Here is a 19,337-nt window from a genome sequence, read left to right as displayed (position 1 = left end):
TTGCGTACATACTGCGCGCCTGTCGTGATCTCCGCGGCCCCGACTCCGCTCTACGTCCTCTACCAACGCCGCGACCACTTCTCGGCGTTCGTGGTCTCCGTCGTCTTCGCCGCCTACGCGGTGGGTGTCATCGTCAGCCTGTTCCTGGCCGGCCACGTCTCCGACTGGCTGGGACGCCGCCGGGCCCTGCTCCCGGCACTGCTCGTCGAGGTCCTCGCCGCCCTGCTGTTCCCGCTCTGGCCGACCCTGACCGGCCTGATCACCGCACGGCTGGTGACCGGCCTGGGCATCGACATGATCACCGCGACGGCCACCGCGCAGCTGGGCGAGCTCCACGCCACGGCCCGTCCGGGAGCCCATCGCACCCGGGCCGACCTGACCGCCACCGCGGCGAACCTCGGAGGCCTGGGCCTCGGACGACTGGTCTCCGGCCTGCTCGCCCAGTTCGCCGCCGACCCGCTGCGCACGCCGCATCTCGCCTTCATCGCCTTCGGCACGGCAGCCGCGGCGCAGATGCTGCTCGGCCGGGCCGCGGTCAGGCACCAGATCGTCGCGGGCCTCGCTTCGACCGCGGCCGGCCTCGTCACGGTCAGTGCGGCGGTGTGGCTGCCGAACCTGCCGCTGTTCCTGGCCGGCGGAGCAGCAGCCGGGGCAGGAGCGGGCATCCTGCCCAAGGGATCGATCTCAACGGTGACGAACCTCGCCGCCCCTGCCACACGCGGCGAAGCCCTCGCAGGGCTCTTCCTCTGCGGCTATGTCGGACTGACAGTTCCCGTCCTCGGAATCGGCGTCGCGACACTGTACGTCTCCGCCCGGACCACGCTCCTCGGATTCGCCGTCGCGGTCCTGTCTCTGATCGCGACGGTCGGCCGCCGACTGCTCGCGTAGAGGAGAATTTCGAACCGAACAGGTCACCCGGCTCGACCGGCTCTCCCGCTCGGTGCTGCACCTGGTGACCCTCGGCGTCGAGCTGCGCGAGCGCGGGATCGGGCTGCACGTCATCGAGCCGGCCATCGACACCGCCACGATGGAGGGCCGGGCGATCACCGAGGACCAGGCGGCGCTCGCCCAACGGCTCCACGACGAGCGGGAGAAGACGGTCCAGCAGATCGCCGACATGTTCGGTGTGCCCCGGTGGACGGTGGACGGGCACCTCGACAAGACCAAGGCCGTTCCCCGACAGCCCAAGAAGACCGCGGTCACGAAGTCCTGACCGCTACCTTGCGGCTGGTGTCTGAGTCAGGTCCGGGGCCATAGCGGTGGAGAGCGCCACGTGCCGCCATTCGTCGAGTTCATGTCGCACCAGATCCAGCTTCGCCTCGACGCGCTCGACCGCGTCCGCTCCCAACTGCAGGCGCAGCGGGGGCTCGGCGACCTCGGTGACGTCGACGATGGCTTTGGCTCCCTTCACCGGATCTCCTGGCTGACGGCCGTCGTACATGGTCAGTGCCTCGCGCACCGGTCCCGCGCCGGCGACGTAGTCCACGATGGAGGCTGGTTCGACCTGGAAGCTTGAGCTGCTGAGGAAGTCGGTGCGAAACCCGCCCGGCTCTACGATCGTGACGCGGACGCCAAGCGGGGCCAGCTCGCCATGCAGTGCCTCGGAGATGCCCTCGAGGGCGAATTTCGACGCGCCGTACAGGCCCACGGCCGGAGCGGTGGCGAAGCCGCCCACGGAGCCGATGTTCAGGACATGTCCGGATCGCTGGGCACGCAACGTCGGCAGGGTCGCCCGCAACGTGTTGAGCACGCCGAACACGTTGACGTCGAACAGACCCCGGGCGGCTTTGTCGGAGGTCTCCTCGATCGCGCCCACGAGGCCGTAACCGGCGTTGTTGACCACGATGTCGATCCGGCCGAACTCCGCCAGGCCGGCCTCCACCGCAGCCGTCAACTGCTCCGATTTGGTCACGTCCGCGTTCAGCGCCAGCAATCCGTCCGGCTTTTCCGGGTACGCCTGAAGCACCGCCGACGCGTCCCTCGCCGTAGCGATCACGCTGTGCCCTCGATCCAGCACCTCACGGGTGATCTCCGCGCCGAACCCACGCGATGCACCGGCGACAAACCAAACGCTCATGTTCTCCTACATTCCGATCGCCCGATTGGCCGACAGCTCGACGCTAGAAGCTAGAGTCAGGGCTAGATCAATGGCCGTGTGATGGGGGTCACCCATGGACCTGAGCATCGGTGAAGTGGCGGAGCGCAGTGGGCTGAGCGTTCACGCACTGCGGTTCTACGAGCGGGAGGGCCTGTTCGCCAACCCGGTGCGCCGCCTGCCCAACGGCCGTCGGATCTATCACGAGGAAGATCTGGAGTGGCTGGCGATCTGCACAAAGCTGCGCTCCTCCGGCATGTCACTGGCGACGATCCGGCAATACATCGAGCTGGCCTGTCAGGGCCCGGGCAATGAGCATGAGCGGCTGGAGTTGCTGCGCCGACACGAAGACCATGTGGAAGCGCAGATCCGGGAGCTGCGCGAGACCTTGGACGTGATGCGGCACAAGGTGAGGATCTACGAGGATCATGTCGCCCGCGGTGAGGCCGACCGGCTCTGGAATCCGTCCCACCCGGATGCCGCCCAGGCCGGAACTCACCAGGAGTGCCATCCGGCAGAGGGCGCGTGATCGTCCGGTTACGGTCTGCCTGAAGTCGGCCAGGGGTACCGGCTGCTCGGTACCCTCCCCGGCGCCGGCGGATCTGACCGGAGATCGCTCCCGTCCCGGAGGCCGCCTCCAAGGGATTTGGCGGCACGTTACTGGGCGGCGGGTTCTGATCGGGTTACCCCTCTGACAGACAGGTCAGTCCCACTGCTTGTCCGCGAGGGAGCTGACCGGCTGCGGCTTGCCGATGGCGGCCAGGGCGATGAAGAAGTTGATCCGGCCGATCGCGATGGTCAAGGTGGCCAGCGCCTTCTCGTCGTAGTGCTTCGCCACCTCGGCGTACAGCTCGTCGGAGACGCGCTCCTTGCCGTGCGGGGCGGGCTGGAGGGTGGCCTCCACCAGGGCGAGGGCCGCTCGCTCGGCGTCGGTGAAGTATGGGGCGTCCTGCCAGGAGGACACAGCGGTGATGCGCTCCTCGGACTCCCCGGCCTTGCGCAGGAAGCCGGTATTCAGGACCGTCAGGTAGGTGTTGCCGACGATCTGCCCGGCGCGCAAGTGGACGAGATTCACCGTGGTGCGCGGCACCGAGTGGTTACCCGTGGCCCGGAAGAGGGCGGCGCTGATGTCGTTCAGCTCGGGCACGAACTCGGCCGGGTTGGGCATCCGGGAGATGGAGGTGTTCGTCATGGCTGCGACCGCGTCGGGCGTCTTCGACCTCATGGCCGGCTACCCGATCCCCGGTCGGCTGCGGTCCCTTCTCGGCGACTTCTACGGCGGTTCACGGCACCGGTGGGCTCACTTCGGGCACACCCTCGGGCCAACGGTCAGGGCTCGTCCCGGCGCAGCCGGCCCCGATCAACAAGAAAGCCCAGGTCAGCGTGTAACTGACCTGGGCTGTTCCAGAGCCGCCTGTCGGACTCGAACCGACGACCTTCGCTTTACAAGAGCGGTGCTCTACCAGCTGAGCTAAGGCGGCATGCGAAACGCAGTCTACCCACACCCACTTCGTGACCCGCCACCTACTGACAACCGCACTCCGCGCAGGTAGCGTCACCAGCGCCCCGGTCCAATTGGACTGGACCACTCCCTCTACTCGGATCGTCCGGCACGTTCCTGCCGGTGAAGGGATTCATCACCATGGCCACGGTCACGTACGACAAAGCCACCCGGATCTACCCCGGTGCCGACAAGCCCGCCGTCGACCAGCTCGACATCACCATCGAGGACGGGGAGTTCCTGGTCCTCGTCGGACCCTCGGGCTGCGGGAAGTCCACCTCGCTGCGGATGCTCGCGGGACTCGAGGACGTCAACGGCGGCTCCATCCGCATCGGCGACCGCGATGTGACGCACCTGCCCCCGAAGGACCGGGACATCGCGATGGTGTTCCAGAACTACGCGCTGTACCCGCACATGACCGTGGCCGACAACATGGGCTTCGCCCTGAAGATCGCGGGCGTCCCGAAGGCGGAGATCCGGCAGAAGGTCGAGGACGCGGCGCGCATCCTGGACCTCACCGAGTACCTCGGCCGCAAGCCCAAGGCGCTCTCCGGCGGCCAGCGGCAGCGCGTGGCCATGGGCCGCGCCATCGTCCGCGAGCCGCAGGTCTTCCTCATGGACGAGCCCCTCTCCAACCTCGACGCCAAGCTGCGCGTCCAGACCCGCACCCAGATCGCCGGGCTCCAGCGCCGGCTGGGCATCACCACCGTGTACGTCACCCACGACCAGGTCGAGGCGATGACCATGGGCGACCGGGTGGCGGTCCTCAAGGACGGCCTGCTCCAGCAGGTCGACTCGCCGCGCAACATGTACGACCGGCCGGCCAACCTCTTCGTGGCCGGGTTCATCGGCTCGCCCGCGATGAACCTGGTCGAGGTGCCGATCACCGACGGCGGCGTGAAGTTCGGCAACAGCGTGGTGCCCGTCTCGCGGGAGGCGCTGACCGCGGCGGCCGACGGAGGCGACCGCACGGTCACCGTCGGCGTCCGGCCCGAGCACTTCGACGTGGTCGAGCGCAACGGCGACGCGGCCGCCTCCCTGAGCAAGGACGCCAAGGACGCGCCCGCCGGCCTCGCCGTCACGGTCAACGTGGTGGAGGAGCTGGGAGCCGACGGATACGTGTACGGGACCGCCGAGGTCGGCGGCGAGCAGCAGGACCTGGTGGTGCGCGTCAACGGCCGGCGCGTGCCGGAGAAGGGCTCCGTGCTGCATGTGGTGCCGCGCCCGGGCGAGCTGCACGTGTTCTCGACGTCGTCGGGCGAGCGCCTGAGCGACTGATCCGGGACGGCTCCCGGGACAGGCTCCCGGGCCCGTCCGGAGCCGACGCCCCGCCCCCTCGTACGCAACTGTCCGTACGCACCAGGCGCGGGGCTCCGGCCCGGCGGAAGAATCCCCGACACTTCCGCCCTTTCACCCCGCCCGCGTCAACCCGGTAACCGCACCCATGACCAGTGGCATCACTCGACTGGGTGACTAAATGTCGCCGCATCATTACCCCTCGCTACCATCTGCGGCATGAACCAGGCCGCCCGCCGCATCGGCAGAACTCTCGCTCTCGTCCTCCCGGTCGTTCTCGTCCTCTCGGGGACTCTCGCGGTCACCCGCGTCCCCTGGGCGGCACCGAACGCCGAGTCGCAGGTGCTCACCGCCTCCTCCGACAACGCCTCCACCGTCGCCAAGGCCCGCGCGCCGCACGAGGTGCTGCGCGACAAGCTGCTGGGCGAACTCCAGGAGAAGAACCCCGGCGTCGCCCTCACCCACCTCCAGGAGGCGACCAACGGCCGTCCGTCGCTGGCCCAGCACTGCGCGGAGATCGCCCGTGCGCTGGGGCGGGCGGCAGTGGCCAAGTACCACTCGATGGCGCGCGCCCAGGCCTACGCCCGGCCGGTGTGCGACACCGCGTTCGCCTCGGGCGTCCAGGGCGGCTGAGGCCGCCGCGGGCCGGGCGGATCACCGGCCGCACCGCCGCTCGCGGCACGGCATATCGTGCGGAGCATGACCGTCACCCCGCCCTACCCGTACCCGACGCAAGCCGTGATCCTGGCCGGAGGCCAGGGGTCGCGGCTTCGCCCGTATACCGACGACCGTCCCAAGCCGATGGTCGAGATTCCCGGCACCGGGGTCCCGATCATCGGCCATCAGCTTGCCTGGCTGGCTGCCGAGGGCGTCACGGACGCCGTGGTCTCGTGCGGCCATTTGGCCGAAGTCCTCCAGGAGTGGCTCGTGTCGGCCGATCTGCCGCTGCGGGTGACCACCGTGGTGGAGAAGGAGCCGCTGGGCCGCGGCGGCGGCCTGAAGCACGCGGCCGCGGCCCTGCCCCGCCCCGGCGAGCCCTGGTACGCCACGAACGGCGACATCTGGACCCGGTTCTCGCTGCGCGAGATGGCGGCCTTCCACTACGAGCGCGACGCCACGGCGACGCTGGCGCTGGCCCGGCCGCGGATCCCGTGGGGCGCGGTGAAGACGGACGAGTTCGGCCGCGTCCTGGACTTCATCGAGTCGCCGCCCTCGCCGTACCAGATCAACGCCGGGGTGTACGTGTTCTCCCGGGACTTCGCGGAGCTGCTGCCCGAGCGGGGCGACCACGAGCGGACGACGTTCCCGCGCCTGGCCAGGGAGCGGCGGCTGGCCGGCTTCCCGCTGCCGCAGGGGGCGTACTGGCGGGCCATCGACACCGCGAAGGACCTGACGGAGGCGGCGAAGGAGCTGGCCCGGTAGGGCACTTGAGGCAGGGATGGGGAGGGACGGGCAGGAACAGGGAGGGATAGCGAAAACCGCCGGGCGGGCTGGAGGGGATCCAGCCCGCCCGGCGGTTTCGTCGTCGCGGGTTGCGCGTGCGGTCAGCCCAGGAGACCTCCCAGGGCTCCGCCGCCGCGCGAGCCGCCGCCGCCCGTCGAGCCGCCGGAGGAACCGGCCGAGCCGTCGCCGGTGCCCGTGCCCGTGGTCGAGCCGGAGCTGTGCTGGGGGGCGGCGGGGGCCGGGGCCTGGTGCGGGGTCTGGGGGGCGGGGCGGACGCTGCCGGGGCCGGTGGCCGGCTGTCCGGCCGTGCCCGCGGGGCCGCCGGCCGGGGTGTGGGGGGTGCCGGGGGCGGCGGACGGGGTGGCGCCCGGGGTGGGCGGCTTGTGGCCGGAGGCGCTGGGCTTGGGGGTGCCCGTGGCCGACGGGCCGTGGGAGCCGCGCGGGGCGGAGGAGGAGGGCTCCTGCGGGAGCGGCGAGCCGGGGAGGCTGTTGGCGGGCGGGGCCGGCGTCCCGGGCGTCTCGGGGACGCGGGAGGAGCGGACGGCGCCGCCGAGCATGGAGCCGATCAGCAGCGAGAGGCCGATGACGACGGTCGCCATGACCGTGCCCCGGCGCAGCACGCGTCGCCGCAGCTGCCACAGCTCGGCGCGGGGGCCGAGCCGCCGCCAGGCCTCGCCCGCCAGGCGCCCGTCGAGGGAGTAGAACGGCGCCCCGGCGATGACGAGGGGGCTCCAGGCGGCCAGGCAGATGATGTCGGGCGCCTGGTAGACGGGGGCGCTGCGCCAGCTGACGGTGACGAGCAGGACCACGGAGAGCAGCACTCCGACGGCGGCGGCGAGCCGCTGCCAGAGGCCGAGGATGGTCAGGACGCCGACGACGACCTGGAGGAAGGCGACGGTGAGCCCGGCGCCGACGGGGTGGGCGAGCGCGAAGTCGCGCAGGGGGGAGGCGATGCCCCAGGGTTGGAGCTGGTGGAGCCAGGCGACCATGGAGCCGCGCTTGCCGCCGTCGAAGTAGACGGGGTTGCACAGCTTGCCCATGCCCGCGTAGACCGAGATCAGGCCGAGGAAGATGCGGAGCGGGAGCAGGACGACGCCGAGGTTCATCCGGCGGCCCGGGTAGTAGGCGTGCCGGACGGCGTCCGCGCGGTCCCGCCCGGACGCGTCGTCCTCGCTCTCCTGCTCGTCGAACTCGTCGTCGTACGGCGGGAAGTCGCGCTCGTCGTCGTATGCGCTGCGGGCGGAGCGCATGCCCTGGAGGAGCCTGGTGTCCCCGCCCGCCCCGGCGGTCTCGGCGGATTCGCGGGGGCCGATGACAGCGGTCGGCGGGTCCTCGACGCGGATGCGCGGCAGCACCTGGGTGGCTCCGGCGTCCCCGCCCCCGGCGGCCGTGCGCACGGGGGCGGCGGTGCCGGAGTCCCGGACGGCCTGCAGGAGTTGGGTGGATGCCTCGTCGCCCGGCCCGGTGTGTCCGCTCCACACCACGGGAGCGCGGCGCCTGGCCGGGCCGGTCCTGGATCCGGCCGGCTGCGCCGTGGTCGCTCCCCCGGCGAACTGCCGGGCGGCGCGCGGGGGCCGGGCGAGCTGCACCCGGAAGCTCAGGTGATTGACGATGACCTGCGCGGGGTCCGACGGGACCTTCAACATGCTCAGCGCAGGCTGGTCGTCGTAACCCGACGAGCTTCCCCCCGTAGGTGTGCGGGGTGTTCTGGTGTCCACACTCATCTAACCGAGTGACCGGAGGTTAGGACACTGCCTTGACCGCCTCGAAGTGTCCGAGACCCGTCAAGATCAACTGCAACGGCGCGGCGGCCGTGGGGAGTCGGTTCCCCCCGGCCGCCGCGCCGTCGTACGGAACTGTGCGGATGTGTACGGATGCGTACCGTTGTGATCGCACGCTGTCAGGAGACGCGCCAGGACGCGCCCCGGGACACCCGCTACGCGCGGCGGCGCGCCGCCTCGTACAGCACGACGCCCGCGGCCACGCCCGCGTTCAGCGACTCGGCACCGCCCGGCATCGGGATCCGCACCCGGTAGTCGCAGGTCTCGCCGACGAGCCGGGACAGGCCCTTGCCCTCGCTGCCGACCACGATGACGACCGGCCCGTCGAGGACGTCCAGCTCGTGCAGCTCGACATCGCCGTCGGCGGCCAGGCCGACGACCATCATGCCTTCCTTCTGGTAGGCCTCCAGCGTCCGCGTCATGTTGGTGGCGCGGGCCACCGGGGTGCGGGCGGCGGTGCCGGCCGAGGTCTTCCAGGCGCTGGCGGTCATGCCGGCCGCGCGGCGCTCGGGGACGACCACGCCGTGGCCGCCGAAGGCGGAGACGGAGCGGACGACGGCGCCGAGGTTGCGCGGGTCGGTGATGCCGTCGAGGGCGACGATCAGCGCGTCCTCGCCGTTGTCGGCGGCGAGCGCGCTGAGGTCCTCGGGGTGCGCGTAGTCGTACGGCGGCACGGAGAGGACGAGGCCCTGGTGGTTCAGGCCGTTCGTCATCCGGTCCAGCTCGGGACGCGGGGCCTCCATGAGGTTGAGGCCCTTCTCCGTGGCGAGCTGGACGGCCTCGCGGACGCGCTCGTCGCTGTCCACGAACTGCTGGACGTAGAGCGTGTTCGCGGGCACACCCTCGCGCAGCGCCTCGACGACCGAGTTACGGCCGACGACCAGCTCGTTGGTGCCCTTGGGGCCGCCGCGGCGGGGTGCGGGGCGGCGGGCCGCCTGCTTCGCCTTGGACTGGGCGATGCGGTTCTTCACATGTCCCTTGCGGGCGGACGCGGGCGGCGTCGGGCCCTTGCCCTCCAGGCCCCGGCGCCGCTGGCCGCCGCTGCCGACCGTCGCGCCCTTCTTGTTGGACGTGCGGCGGTTCCTGCGCTGGCTGTTGCCGGCCATGGGTCACCTTTTTCTTTACTGCTCAGGGCCCGCCGGAGCGGGGCCCTTGTAAACGTACGTACGAAAAGTGTCCCTCAGGACAGGGTCCAGCGCGGACCGGCCGGGGTGTCCTCGATGACCAGGCCGGACTGCTGGAGCTGGTCGCGGATCGCGTCGGCGGTGGCGTAGTCCTTGCGGCCGCGGGCCGCCTCGCGCTGCTCCAGCACGAGCTTGACCAGCGAGTCCACCACGCCGTGGAGTTCGTCACCGCGGCCGGAGGCGCCCGCCCAGTGCTCGTCCATCGGGTCGAGGCCCAGCACGCCCAGCATGGCGCGGACCTCGGCCAGCCGGGCGACGGCGGTCTCCTTGTCGTCGGCGGTCAGCGCGGAGTTGCCCTGCCGGACCGTGGTGTGGACGACGGCGAGCGCCTGCGGGACGCCCAGGTCGTCGTCCATGGCCTCGGCGAAGGCGGGCGGCACCTCGGCGGCCGGCTCGACCGGCCCGGCCAGCTCCACGACGCGCTGCATGAAGCCCTCGATGCGCGCGAACGCGGCCTCGGCCTCCTGCAGCGCCTCCTCGCTGTACTCGATCATCGAGCGGTAGTGCGGGGTGCCCAGGTAGTAGCGCAGGACGACGGGCCGCCAGTGCTTGACCATCTCGGAGACGAGCACCGAGTTGCCCAGCGACTTCGACATCTTCTCGCCGCTCAGCGTCACCCAGGCGTTGTGCACCCAGTACGCGGCGAAGTCGTCGCCGAAGGCCTTGGCCTGGGCGATCTCGTTCTCGTGGTGGGGGAAGATCAGGTCGAGGCCGCCGCCGTGGATGTCGAAGGCGCTGCCCAGGTACTTGTGGGCCATGGCCGAGCACTCCAGGTGCCAGCCCGGGCGGCCGCGGCCCCAGGGGGTCTCCCAGGAGGGCTCGCCGGGCTTGGCGGCCTTCCACATGGCGAAGTCCCGCGGGTCCCGCTTGCCGGTCTCGCCCTCGCCGGAGGGCTGGAGGAGGTTGTCCAGCTCCTGGTTGGACAGCTCCAGGTAGCCGGGGAAGGAGCGCACGTCGAAGTAGACGTTGCCGTCGGCGGCGTAGGCGTGGCCGCGCTCGATGAGGCCGCGCATCATCTCGACCATCTCGGTGACGTGGCCGGTGGCGCGGGGCTCGACGGTGGGCGGCAGGCAGCCGAGGGCGGTGTAGCCGTCGTCGAAGGCGCGCTCGTTCTCGTAGCCGATCGACCACCAGGGGCGGCCCTGGTCGGCGGCCTTGTTGATGATCTTGTCGTCGATATCCGTGACATTGCGGACGAACGTCACGTCGTAACCGCGGTAGGCGAACCAGCGGCGCATGATGTCGAAGTTCAGACCCGAGCGGATGTGCCCGATGTGCGGTGCGGCCTGCACGGTCGCGCCACAGAGGTAGATCGAGACACAGCCCGGAACGAGCGGGGAGAAGTCACGGATCTGCCGGGCGCTGGTGTCGTACAGGCGAATAGTCACGGCACCAGGGTAGTGGGCTCCGGGCAGTGCCCGGGGCAGTCGTCCGGCCGGGAGCGGGCCTCCGCACCTTTTTCTTCCGCTGTTCACAGAGAGACATGAGCACAGGTGTTGCGCCGGACGGCCCGCGGCCCCCAGGATCGGGCAGAGCCTCCGGTGGTGCGGCGCGGTTCTCCTGTGCGCACTCCAGTCGTCTCCCGTGCGCACTCCAGTCGAATGAAGAGCGGGCACACGAGACCGCAGTCACGGTGACGGAGGCCCTGTCTGTGTCAGCATGCCTGTGCGACGGCCTGCGTAGGATGAGCCGACTAAATCCAATGGGAGAGGACGACATGCGTTTCGCCAGACGAGGTGATCTCGATGGCGGCCGGGCGGCGGTCCAGCAGTCCACATCCAAGCCGAGGCTCTACGTCCTCGACGGGTTCCGCCTCGTTGCGGCCCTCATGGTCGTCGCGTACCACTACATCGCCCTGCGCGGTGGCTGGGGAACGAATTCCGGCGCCATTTTCCCGCACCTGAAGCCGTACGCGCAGTACGGCTGGCTGGGCGTCGAGGTCTTCTTCCTCATCAGCGGCTTTGTGATCTGCATGAGCACCTGGGGCCGCTCCCTGGGTGACTTCGTGGTGTCCCGGGCCTGCCGGATCTACCCGGCCTACTGGGTCGCGGTGATCCTCACGGGCACCGTGATCACGCTGTGGCCGCAGGTCCGCAGCGTCAAGGGCTGGGACGTGGTGCTCACCAACCTCACGATGCTCCAGCAGGGGCTGGGCGTGTGGGACGTGGACGGCGTCTACTGGACGCTCTTCATCGAGCTGAAGTTCTACATCCTGTTCGCGCTCGTGGTCGCGACGGGCGTCACGTACCGCAAGTGCGTGCTGTTCTGCGGCCTGTGGACGGTCGCGGCGATCACGGCGCCGTCGGTGCACATCAAGCTGCTCGACATGTGGGCGATGCCGCTGGCCTCGCCGTACTTCGTGGCCGGCATCGCCTTCTACCTGATGTACCGGTTCAAGCCCACGTTCCTGCTCTGGGGCATCGTGGGCGTGTCGTTCCTCCTCGCCCTGAACGGCATCCCGAAGCGGATCTCGGACAACGCCGACCATGTGATCCCGCACTGGCCCGCCAAGCTGATCGTCCTGGCCGCCTTCGTGGTCATGGGCCTGATCGCGCACGGCAAGCTGAACCGCATCCAGTGGCGCTGGCTGACCACGGCGGGCGCGCTCACGTACCCGCTCTACCTGCTCCACCAGTACATCGGCCTGACGGTCATCCACTGGCTGTACGGCAAGGTGCCCCCGCACCTGCTGGTCGCCGGGCTGACCGTCGCGATGCTGGGCGCCGCCTGGCTGATGCACCGCTTCGTCGAGAAGCCGTTCGGCAAGAAGATGCGGAACGCGCTCCAGCGGGGCATGGAGGAGATGCGCCGGCACTCCGCGCCGGACGGCGACGGAGCCGGGAAGCAGGCGTCCCGCGAGCCCCTGCCGCCGCTCCAGGAGCAGTCGCGCCACTACGAGCACCTGACGCCGTACGGCCAGCCGTGGCCGTCGCGCGTGGGGGCCACGAAGTCCGACGGCAGCTGACGGACGGCACACGCGAGCAAGCAATGGCAGAGGGCCGCCATCCCGGAAGGGGATGGCGGCCCTCTGCCGTTCCCGGGCTGCCCGGGGGACGCTCCGCGGCTACAGCGAGCCGACGACCTTGCGCGGGGTGATGCGGACGACGACCCGCTCCGCGTCCTCGGCCGCCGCCGGGTTGAAGTCGGCGTAGTCCTTGCCCGTGTACTTCCGGGACAGCTCGTCGATCAGTTCGTTGCCGCCCTCGGTGGTGATGTCGGCGGTGCCCCGGACCTCGGCGTAGGTGTAGGGCGCATTGGGCGGATTGATCATGACGGTCACGCGCGGGTCGCGGCGGAGGTTGCGCTCCTTGCGGCGGCCGACGGTCGTGGAGAAGACCAGCCGGCCGTCCTCGTGCTTCATCCAGGTGACGGAGAGCTGGGGGCTGCCGTCGGGCTGGACGGTCGCCACGACGGCGAAGACGGGGTTGTCGTCGATGTACTTCTTGAGATCTGCGGAGAGCGCGGATGGCACGGCCGGTCCTTCCCTCGGGTGACTCAGGGGCCGCCGCCCGGCGCGCACGGCACGGCACGCGCCGGGTACGGCATCACTCGCACCCTAGGGCGTGTCCGGCGAGTCCTCACGGTAGACGAGAGCCGTGGCGACGGCCGCCAGGCCCTCGGCGCGGCCGGTGAGGCCCAGGCCGTCGGTGGTGGTGCCGGAGACCGAGACGGGGGCGCCCACGGCCGCGGACAGCGCCTTCTGGGCCTCCTCGCGGCGCTTGCCGATCTTCGGCCGGACGCCGATCACCTGGATGGCGACGTTGCCGATGCCGAAGCCGGCCGCGCGAACGATCCGGGCGGCTTCCGCCAGCAGGGTGACGCCGGAGGCGCCGGACCACTCGGGGCGGTCGGTGCCGAAGTGCGCGCCGAGGTCGCCGAGGCCCGCCGCGGAGAACAGCGCGTCACAGGCGGCGTGCGCGGCGACGTCGCCGTCGGAGTGGCCCGCGAGGCCGTGGCTCGCGCCCTCCCACAGCAGCCCCGCGCACCACAGCTCGCGGCCCTCCTCGAAGGCGTGCACGTCCGTGCCGATGCCCACCAGGGGCAGCACCGGGGGGCTAGAAGCCATCGTTGGCCCTCCTCCGGGCGAGCACGGCCTCGGCCAGGACCAGGTCCAGCGGCCGGGTGACCTTGAACGCCTCCTCGTGGCCGGGCACGACCACGACCTGGACGCCCAGCCGCTCGATCATGCCGGCGTCGTCCGTGGCGCCGTCGCCCTCCAGGGCGGTCTTCTCGTGCGCCTCGGCGAGGGTGCGGCGGTCGAAGCCCTGGGGCGTCTGCACGGCGCGCAGCAGGGCGCGCTCGGGCGTGGCGACCACGGGCTCGGGCTCGCCGGCCCGCTCCCCGGTGCGGGGCTCGACCTGCTTGACGGTGTCCGCGAGGGGCAGTGCCGGGACGACCGCGGGCGCGCCCTCGCGCACCGCTGCGGCGACCGCGTCCACCGTGTCGACGGGCACCAGCGGGCGGGCGGCGTCGTGCACCAGGACGGCGGTGACGTCGTCGGGCAGGGCCGCGAGGCCCAGCCGCACGGACTCCTGCCGGGTGCTGCCGCCGGGGACGACCACCACGTCGGTGCGGGTGCTGTCGCGGTCGGCGAGCGGGTACTCGTCGAGCAGGTTGCGGACCTCGGCGGCGCCGTCCGGCGGGGCCACCACGACGACGAGCGAGACGGCGCGGGAGGCCGCCATGGCCCGGACCGCGTGGACCAGCATGGGCGTGCCGCCGATCGGCCGCAGGGCCTTGGGGGCGCCCGGGCCCAGCCGTACGCCGCGGCCCGCCGCGGGAATGACCGCGGCCGTGCGCGCCGGGGCTCCGGTGGCCGGTGAGGTGGCTCGATCAGACATTGGGTTGGCGTTCAGGTTTGCTTCCTCGGCCGAATTGGGTATGGCCTCAGCGTGCCGGGCACGATGCCCCGACCAGCCCCTTCCGTGACGACTGGTCGGGCCGGCTGCCCGGGCCCGGCACACCTGGCACGGCGATACGGACGACTCGAACAGAGCAGAGATGCCGCAGCGCCCGCCGGATGACCGTTGTCATCACGCGGGCACCGCGGCACTTCTTTACTTCCGGTCTATACGTCCGGTCCAGCACCTGTGCGTCATGCGCGTCAGGACGCGAGAACCTCGTCGAGCAGGGCCTCGGCCTTGTCTTCGTTGGTGTTCTCCGCGAGGGCGAGCTCGCTCACCAGGATCTGGCGGGCCTTGGCGAGCATGCGCTTCTCACCTGCGGAGAGACCGCGCTCACGCTCGCGCCGCCACAGGTCGCGGACGACCTCGGCGACCTTGATCACATCGCCGGACGCGAGCTTCTCGAGATTTGCCTTGTAGCGACGGGACCAGTTCGTCGGCTCTTCGGCGTACGGTGCGCGGAGCACCTCGAAGACCCGGTCAAGCCCGTCCTGGCCGACCACATCGCGAACGCCGACGAACTCCGCGTTGTCCGCCGGCACCCGAACCGTCAGGTCACCCTGGGCGACCTTCAGCACCAAGTAGGTCTTGTCCACGCCTTTGATCTGGCGAGTTTCGATGGCCTCGATCAGCGCGGCCCCGTGATGGGGATAGACCACGGTGTCGCCAACCTTGAACGTCATGTGACAGGTACCCCTTCCGTGGCTATCCAGTCTAACACGGAGGTAGCCCGTTCTGAATGGCGTTTCCGCAGGTCAGGGCATATCTCGGGGCTTGACAACAGTAACCGGAACGTGCTGCGGAGGGCTTCCGGAAGCAGGTATTCGCAGGTCGGAGCGGGTCTCCGGGCAGGGAGAAACGCGTACGTTACACCCGCCGGACGGCCCCCGCGAGCGGCCGAACCTCCCGGTTTGCCGGGGTCCGGTCGGCGGACTTCCGGTACTCCGTTCGAGGCGCGCCGCGCCCCCTCGGGCCGTAAATCGGAATTGATCAAGCCGAACTTGATCAATTCCGGAACTCCTTCCCGAGAACTCCGGGAGGCCCTCCGCATTCATTGCCGATAATCGCCCGCGGCAGCCCTTCGGCGTTCACGCCCGGCTCACGATCGGCCCGTGGTCCATATTCGGCCGGGGCGGCCGACGGGGTGCGGAGTTGACCATGGGGCGGGTCGGGTGCGGCGGCCGCAGGGCAGCTCGGTAACCTAAGCCCGCTGACACAACCCTTATCTCGTACGCACCTCGTACGCGTACCTCGTCCAAGGAGATGCCGCCGCCGTGAGCAGCAGCCTTCGACGCGGCGCTCTCGCCGCCACCGCCCTCGTGCTCTCGCTCGCCTCGCTGACCGCATGCGCGGCCGGCAACAAGGCGCAGACGCTGGAGGTCAAGCCGGACAACGCCGCCACCGCGGTCGGCGACATCAAGCTGCAGAACGTCAACGTGATCACCCAGCCGGACCAGAACGCCTCCGGCCCGGCCGTGATCACGGGCCGGCTGTTCAACAACGGCGACAAGGACCAGGAGCTGCGCTCCGTCAAGCTGCCGGGCAAGGACGTGACCGTGAAGCTGAGCCCGGCGAAGGGCTCCGGCCCGTTCGTCGTGCCCGCGCACGGCTCGGTGACGCTGGGCGGCAAGGACAACGCCTCCGCCGTCCTGCCGAAGGGCCGCGAGGGCCTGAAGGAGGGCGCGACCCAGACGCTGTCCTTCGACTTCAGCAACACGGGCGAGGTGAAGGTCGACGCCTTCGTCTTCCCGGCGAAGAGCTACTTCAAGGAGTGGGGCCCCGAGGCGCCCGCCGCGAGCCCGTCCGGCACCCCCGCCGCTCCGGCCGGCAGCCCGGCCGCCAGCCCCTCCGGCGCTCCGGCGGGCCAGCAGCAGCACGCGGGCCACTGAGCCACGCCGAGGGGCCCGGAAGCAGCTGCTTCCGGGCCCCTCGGGCATACAGATCGTGTTTAGGGATACGGGTCCGGCTTACGGCTCGAACTTGTAGCCGAGGCCGCGCACGGTGACCAGGTACCGCGGCGCGCCCGGGTCCGGCTCGATCTTGGCGCGCAGGCGCTTCACATGGACGTCCAGGGTCTTGGTGTCGCCTACGTAGTCGGCGCCCCAGACGCGGTCGATCAGCTGCATGCGGGTCAGCACGCGGCCCGCATTGCGCAGCAGCATCTCCAGGAGGTCGAACTCCTTCAGGGGCAGGTCGATCTTGCCGCCCGCGACCGTGACCACGTGCCGGTCGACGTCCATCCGGACCGGGCCGGCCTCCAGCGCGGCCGGGGCGACCTCCTCCGGCTCGCCGCGGCGGCGCAGCACGGCGCGGATGCGGGCGACCAGCTCGCGGGAGGAGAAGGGCTTGGTGACGTAGTCGTCCGCCCCTATCTCCAGGCCGACGACCTTGTCGATCTCGCTGTCCTTGGCGGTGACCATGATGACGGGCACGTTGGAGCGGGAGCGCAGCTGGCGGCAGACCTCGGTGCCGGGCAGGCCGGGGAGCATCAGGTCGAGCAGGACCAGGTCGGCGCCGTTGCGTTCGAACTCGTCCAGCCCGTCCGGCCCGGTGGTCGCGATGGCGACCTCGAAGCCTTCCTTGCGGAGCATGTAGGACAACGCGTCGCTGAAGGATTCCTCGTCCTCGACGACGAGCACTCGGGTCACGGGGCGACCTCCGGTCGGGGGTTCTGGTGGTTCGGAGCGTACGGAGCGGTGGAGGTTATCGGGCGGGCGGAGGTCACGGGTGGACCCCCGGGGCGGGGAGCTGTTCGTCGGCGAACGCCACGTCGCACGTGTCGTCGGAGGGATCGCCGGAGGGGTCGTCGGCCCCCGTGAGCACACGGCGGCGCTCGCGGACCGAGCCGGCCTCGGGCAGGCGCAGGGTAAAGGTGGAGCCCTGGCCCTCGGCGCTCCAGACGGTGACCTCGCCGCCGTGCGAGGCGACCACATGCTTGACGATCGACAGGCCGAGGCCCGTGCCGCCGGTGGCGCGGGAGCGGGCGGGGTCCACGCGGTAGAAGCGCTCGAAGACGCGCTCGCGGTCCTTCTCGGAGATGCCGATGCCCTGGTCGGTGACGGCCAGCTCGATCAGGTCGCCGCCGGGCGCGGCGACGCGGCGGGCCGAGATGCCGACGCGGGTACGGGCGGGGCTGTAGTTGACGGCGTTCTCCACCAGGTTGCCCAGGGCGGCCGCGAGCTGGCCGCGGTTGCCCCAGACGTGCAGGTCGGCGGTGCCGCCCGAGGCCATGGTGATCTGCTTGGTGCCCGCCTGGTGGCGGCAGCGGTCGATGGCCTCGGCGACCAGCTCGTCCACCCGGACCGGCTCGGCGTCCTCCAGCGGGTCGTCGTTCTGCACCCGGGAGAGGTCGATCAGCTCCTGGACCAGGTTGGTCAGCCGGGTGGCCTCGACCTGCATTCGGCCGGCGAAGCGGGTGACCGCCTCGGGGTCGTCCGAGGCGTCCATGACGGCCTCGGAGAGCAGGGACAGGGCACCCACGGGCGTCTTCAGCTCGTGGCTGACGTTGGCGACGAAGTCGCGGCGGACGGCCTCGATGCGGCGGGCCTCGGTGAGGTCCTCCACCAGCAGCAGCACCAGCCGGGAGCCGAGCGGGGCCACTCTGGCGGAGACGGCCAGGGCGTCGCCGCGGCCGGTGCCGCGCCGCGGCAGGTCCAGCTCGACCTGTCGTATCTCGCCGTCGCGGCGCGTGTCGCGGGCCATCTGGAGCATGGGCTCGACGGCCAGCTTCCCGCCACGGACCAGCCCCAGCGCGTAGGCGGCGGAGCTGGCCTTGACGACGGCGTCGGCCTCGTCGAGGACCACGGCCGAGGAGCGGAGCACGGACAGCACGGTGTCCACGCCGGGCGGCAGCACGGCGTCGGTGTGCAGGGAGCTGCGGGTGGGGCGGGCCTGGTCACGCTCGCTCCAGCGGAAAGCCAGCATGGCGATCACACCGGTGCACACTCCGGCGATCGCTGCCGCCGCGGCCACGGCCGCGTCCAGGTTCATGTGTCCAGATTAGGCAGGTGCCGGGGCCCGGCCACAGCCAAACGGGTGCCGCCTCGAACATACGTTGCCGAGAGTTCACCTTCAGGTCAGTGGTGGTTCATTCCTGCGGCCGACAACCTTCGCGTTACCCCCGGAACGTGGGACCGTGGCCGGATGGAGACCCCTTCCGGCGCACCGGCAGTACTCAAGGCGAGAGAAGGACGGGCAATGCGGGACGCGTACCACGAGGAGCTGGATTCGATAGGCGAGGGCCTGGTCGAGATGGCCCGGCTCGTCGGCTCCGCGATCGGGCGCGCCACCACGGCGATCCTGGACGCGGACCTCAAGCTGGCGGAGACCGTGATCGCGGCGGACGCCAAGGTCGACGACCTCCAGCGGGACCTGGAGGACCGCGCGGTCGCCCTGCTGGCCCGCCAGCAGCCCGTCGCGACCGATCTGCGGATCGTCGTCACCTCGCTCCGGATGAGCGCCGACCTGGAGCGCTCCGGCGACCTGGCCCAGCACGTGGCCAAGCTCGCCCGGCTGCGCTTCCCGGACACCGGCGTGCCCGACGATCTGCACTCGACGATCCTGGAGATGGGCCAGCTGGCGCAGCGGCTGATGGCCAAGGCCGCCGAGGTGATCATCACCAAGGACGTGGACCTCGCGCTGCAGCTCGAGCACGACGACGACGCCATGGACCAGCTGCACCGGACGCTCTTCCAGCACCTGATGGACGACCGCTGGCAGCACGGCATCGAGACGGCCGTGGACGTGACCCTGCTGGGCCGCTACTACGAGCGCTTCGCCGACCACGCGGTCTCGGTGGCCAAGCGCGTCGTCTACCTGGTGACGGGCGAGCACGCGGACGAGCTGGCCCAGGCGGAGTCCCGCCCGGGCTCGCCGGAGGCGCCGTAGGCGCGGTCGGCCCTGCGCCTTCCGCACCTCTCGTGCCCTTCGTGCTCCCGTGCCCGGGGCGCGTGCGCCAACGCGCCCCGGGTGCGCCCGTGGGGGTGCGTCGGGGCCATTGACGGTCGAGCCGGGCAGCCTTTGACTGGGTGGGACGCAGACACCTCTTCGAGGAGGAGAACGGATGAGCGGCTGTCAGTGTGGTCCCGGTTGTTCGTGCGGCTGCCAGAGCGGCGGTTCGTGCCAGTGCGGCGG

19 protein-coding genes, 1 tRNA gene and 1 pseudogene are annotated in these 19,337 nt (G+C 70.9%); 9 read left to right on the top strand and 12 right to left on the bottom strand.

Features of this window, described 5'->3' with window-relative positions:
* The first annotated feature begins 24 nt into the window (after positions 1–24).
* Both AC1Z4A_RS18320 and AC1Z4A_RS18315 read left to right on the top strand, forming a co-directional pair.
* Complete coding sequence (locus tag AC1Z4A_RS18320; RefSeq protein WP_483680186.1) at positions 25–888, top strand: MFS transporter; 864 nt, start codon at positions 25–27, stop codon at positions 886–888.
* Between the two features lie 31 nt (positions 889–919).
* A pseudogene (locus tag AC1Z4A_RS18315) lies at positions 920–1,213 on the top strand (recombinase family protein); the annotation flags it as partial.
* A gap of 3 nt (positions 1,214–1,216) precedes the next feature.
* Here the strand turns inward: AC1Z4A_RS18315 and AC1Z4A_RS18310 are convergent.
* Positions 1,217–2,077 carry an oxidoreductase gene (locus AC1Z4A_RS18310; protein WP_483680184.1) on the bottom strand — a complete coding sequence of 287 codons (861 nt, stop codon included), beginning with the start codon at positions 2,075–2,077 and terminating at the stop codon, positions 1,217–1,219.
* Positions 2,078–2,171: 94 nt separating this feature from the next.
* On the opposite strand from AC1Z4A_RS18310, the gene AC1Z4A_RS18305 reads away from it, so the two are divergent.
* Entirely contained in the window at positions 2,172–2,624 is a 453-nt protein-coding gene (locus AC1Z4A_RS18305; RefSeq protein ID WP_483680182.1) for a MerR family transcriptional regulator, read from the top strand.
* A 174-nt stretch (positions 2,625–2,798) separates the two neighbouring features.
* On the opposite strand, the gene AC1Z4A_RS18300 is transcribed toward AC1Z4A_RS18305, so the two are convergent.
* On the bottom strand, positions 2,799–3,287 hold the full coding sequence (locus AC1Z4A_RS18300; RefSeq protein ID WP_483683633.1) for a carboxymuconolactone decarboxylase family protein: 489 nt from the start codon (positions 3,285–3,287) through the stop codon (positions 2,799–2,801).
* 216 nt (positions 3,288–3,503) lie between these two features.
* A tRNA-Thr gene (locus AC1Z4A_RS18295) sits at positions 3,504–3,576 on the bottom strand.
* Between the two features lie 161 nt (positions 3,577–3,737).
* Between AC1Z4A_RS18295 and AC1Z4A_RS18290 the strand changes: the two genes are divergently transcribed.
* From AC1Z4A_RS18290 to AC1Z4A_RS18280, 3 genes are all read left to right on the top strand, one after another.
* Positions 3,738–4,874 carry an ABC transporter ATP-binding protein gene (locus tag AC1Z4A_RS18290; RefSeq protein ID WP_483680181.1) on the top strand — a complete coding sequence of 379 codons (1,137 nt, stop codon included), beginning with the start codon at positions 3,738–3,740 and terminating at the stop codon, positions 4,872–4,874.
* Between the two features lie 237 nt (positions 4,875–5,111).
* A complete protein-coding gene (locus AC1Z4A_RS18285) occupies positions 5,112–5,525 on the top strand; it encodes a hypothetical protein (protein ID WP_483680179.1) in 414 nt (137 codons plus the stop codon).
* 66 nt (positions 5,526–5,591) lie between these two features.
* Positions 5,592–6,314, top strand: a complete 723-nt coding sequence (locus tag AC1Z4A_RS18280) for a nucleotidyltransferase family protein (RefSeq protein ID WP_483680178.1) — start codon at positions 5,592–5,594, stop codon at positions 6,312–6,314.
* Positions 6,315–6,436: 122 nt separating this feature from the next.
* On the opposite strand, the gene AC1Z4A_RS18275 is transcribed toward AC1Z4A_RS18280, so the two are convergent.
* The 3 genes from AC1Z4A_RS18275 to cysS all read right to left on the bottom strand — a co-directional run bounded on the left by AC1Z4A_RS18275 (position 6,437) and on the right by cysS (position 10,688).
* The gene (locus AC1Z4A_RS18275) at positions 6,437–8,059 is read right to left on the bottom strand and encodes a DoxX family protein (RefSeq protein WP_483680176.1); all 1,623 of its coding nucleotides are present in this window, start codon (positions 8,057–8,059) and stop codon (positions 6,437–6,439) included.
* A gap of 212 nt (positions 8,060–8,271) precedes the next feature.
* The gene (rlmB, locus tag AC1Z4A_RS18270) at positions 8,272–9,222 is read right to left on the bottom strand and encodes a 23S rRNA (guanosine(2251)-2'-O)-methyltransferase RlmB (RefSeq protein ID WP_483680175.1); all 951 of its coding nucleotides are present in this window, start codon (positions 9,220–9,222) and stop codon (positions 8,272–8,274) included.
* Between the two features lie 74 nt (positions 9,223–9,296).
* Positions 9,297–10,688 (bottom strand): cysteine--tRNA ligase, encoded by a 1,392-nt coding sequence (cysS, locus tag AC1Z4A_RS18265; RefSeq protein WP_483680174.1) that lies wholly within the window; start codon positions 10,686–10,688, stop codon positions 9,297–9,299.
* 329 nt (positions 10,689–11,017) lie between these two features.
* Between cysS and AC1Z4A_RS18260 the strand changes: the two genes are divergently transcribed.
* Positions 11,018–12,265 (top strand): acyltransferase family protein, encoded by a 1,248-nt coding sequence (locus tag AC1Z4A_RS18260; RefSeq protein ID WP_483680173.1) that lies wholly within the window; start codon positions 11,018–11,020, stop codon positions 12,263–12,265.
* A 99-nt stretch (positions 12,266–12,364) separates the two neighbouring features.
* Here the strand turns inward: AC1Z4A_RS18260 and AC1Z4A_RS18255 are convergent, their stop codons facing one another.
* The 4 genes from AC1Z4A_RS18255 to AC1Z4A_RS18240 all read right to left on the bottom strand — a co-directional run bounded on the left by AC1Z4A_RS18255 (position 12,365) and on the right by AC1Z4A_RS18240 (position 14,887).
* On the bottom strand, positions 12,365–12,772 hold the full coding sequence (locus AC1Z4A_RS18255) for a PPOX class F420-dependent oxidoreductase (RefSeq protein ID WP_483680172.1): 408 nt from the start codon (positions 12,770–12,772) through the stop codon (positions 12,365–12,367).
* Positions 12,773–12,856: 84 nt separating this feature from the next.
* Positions 12,857–13,366: a 2-C-methyl-D-erythritol 2,4-cyclodiphosphate synthase gene (ispF, locus tag AC1Z4A_RS18250; protein ID WP_483680171.1), complete on the bottom strand. Its 510-nt coding sequence runs from the start codon at positions 13,364–13,366 to the stop codon at positions 12,857–12,859.
* On the bottom strand, positions 13,356–14,141 hold the full coding sequence (ispD, locus tag AC1Z4A_RS18245; protein ID WP_483680170.1) for a 2-C-methyl-D-erythritol 4-phosphate cytidylyltransferase: 786 nt from the start codon (positions 14,139–14,141) through the stop codon (positions 13,356–13,358). The genes ispF and ispD overlap by 11 nt, the downstream gene beginning before the upstream one ends.
* Before the next feature lie 263 nt (positions 14,142–14,404).
* Positions 14,405–14,887: a CarD family transcriptional regulator gene (locus tag AC1Z4A_RS18240; RefSeq protein WP_003953493.1), complete on the bottom strand. Its 483-nt coding sequence runs from the start codon at positions 14,885–14,887 to the stop codon at positions 14,405–14,407.
* A 591-nt stretch (positions 14,888–15,478) separates the two neighbouring features.
* Here AC1Z4A_RS18240 and AC1Z4A_RS18235 point away from each other — a divergent pair.
* Positions 15,479–16,093, top strand: coding sequence for a copper chaperone PCu(A)C domain-containing protein (locus tag AC1Z4A_RS18235; protein WP_483680149.1), 615 nt, complete (start codon positions 15,479–15,481; stop codon positions 16,091–16,093).
* A 78-nt stretch (positions 16,094–16,171) separates the two neighbouring features.
* Here AC1Z4A_RS18235 and phoP read toward each other — a convergent pair whose 3' ends face one another.
* Positions 16,172–16,852, bottom strand: a complete 681-nt coding sequence (gene phoP / locus AC1Z4A_RS18230; RefSeq protein WP_483680148.1) for a two-component system response regulator PhoP — start codon at positions 16,850–16,852, stop codon at positions 16,172–16,174.
* A gap of 73 nt (positions 16,853–16,925) precedes the next feature.
* Positions 16,926–18,194, bottom strand: coding sequence for a two-component system sensor histidine kinase PhoR (gene phoR / locus AC1Z4A_RS18225; protein WP_483680146.1), 1,269 nt, complete (start codon positions 18,192–18,194; stop codon positions 16,926–16,928).
* Positions 18,195–18,401: 207 nt separating this feature from the next.
* Here phoR and phoU point away from each other — a divergent pair, with 207 nt between their 5' ends.
* Positions 18,402–19,091: a phosphate signaling complex protein PhoU gene (phoU, locus tag AC1Z4A_RS18220; protein WP_483680144.1), complete on the top strand. Its 690-nt coding sequence runs from the start codon at positions 18,402–18,404 to the stop codon at positions 19,089–19,091.
* Positions 19,092–19,337 lie beyond the last annotated feature (246 nt).

The sequence above is a fragment of the Streptomyces sp. 17_S59 genome (assembly GCF_056930295.1).
Note: the sequence above shows the minus strand (reverse complement) of the source record. Positions and strands in the feature narration are given on the sequence as shown.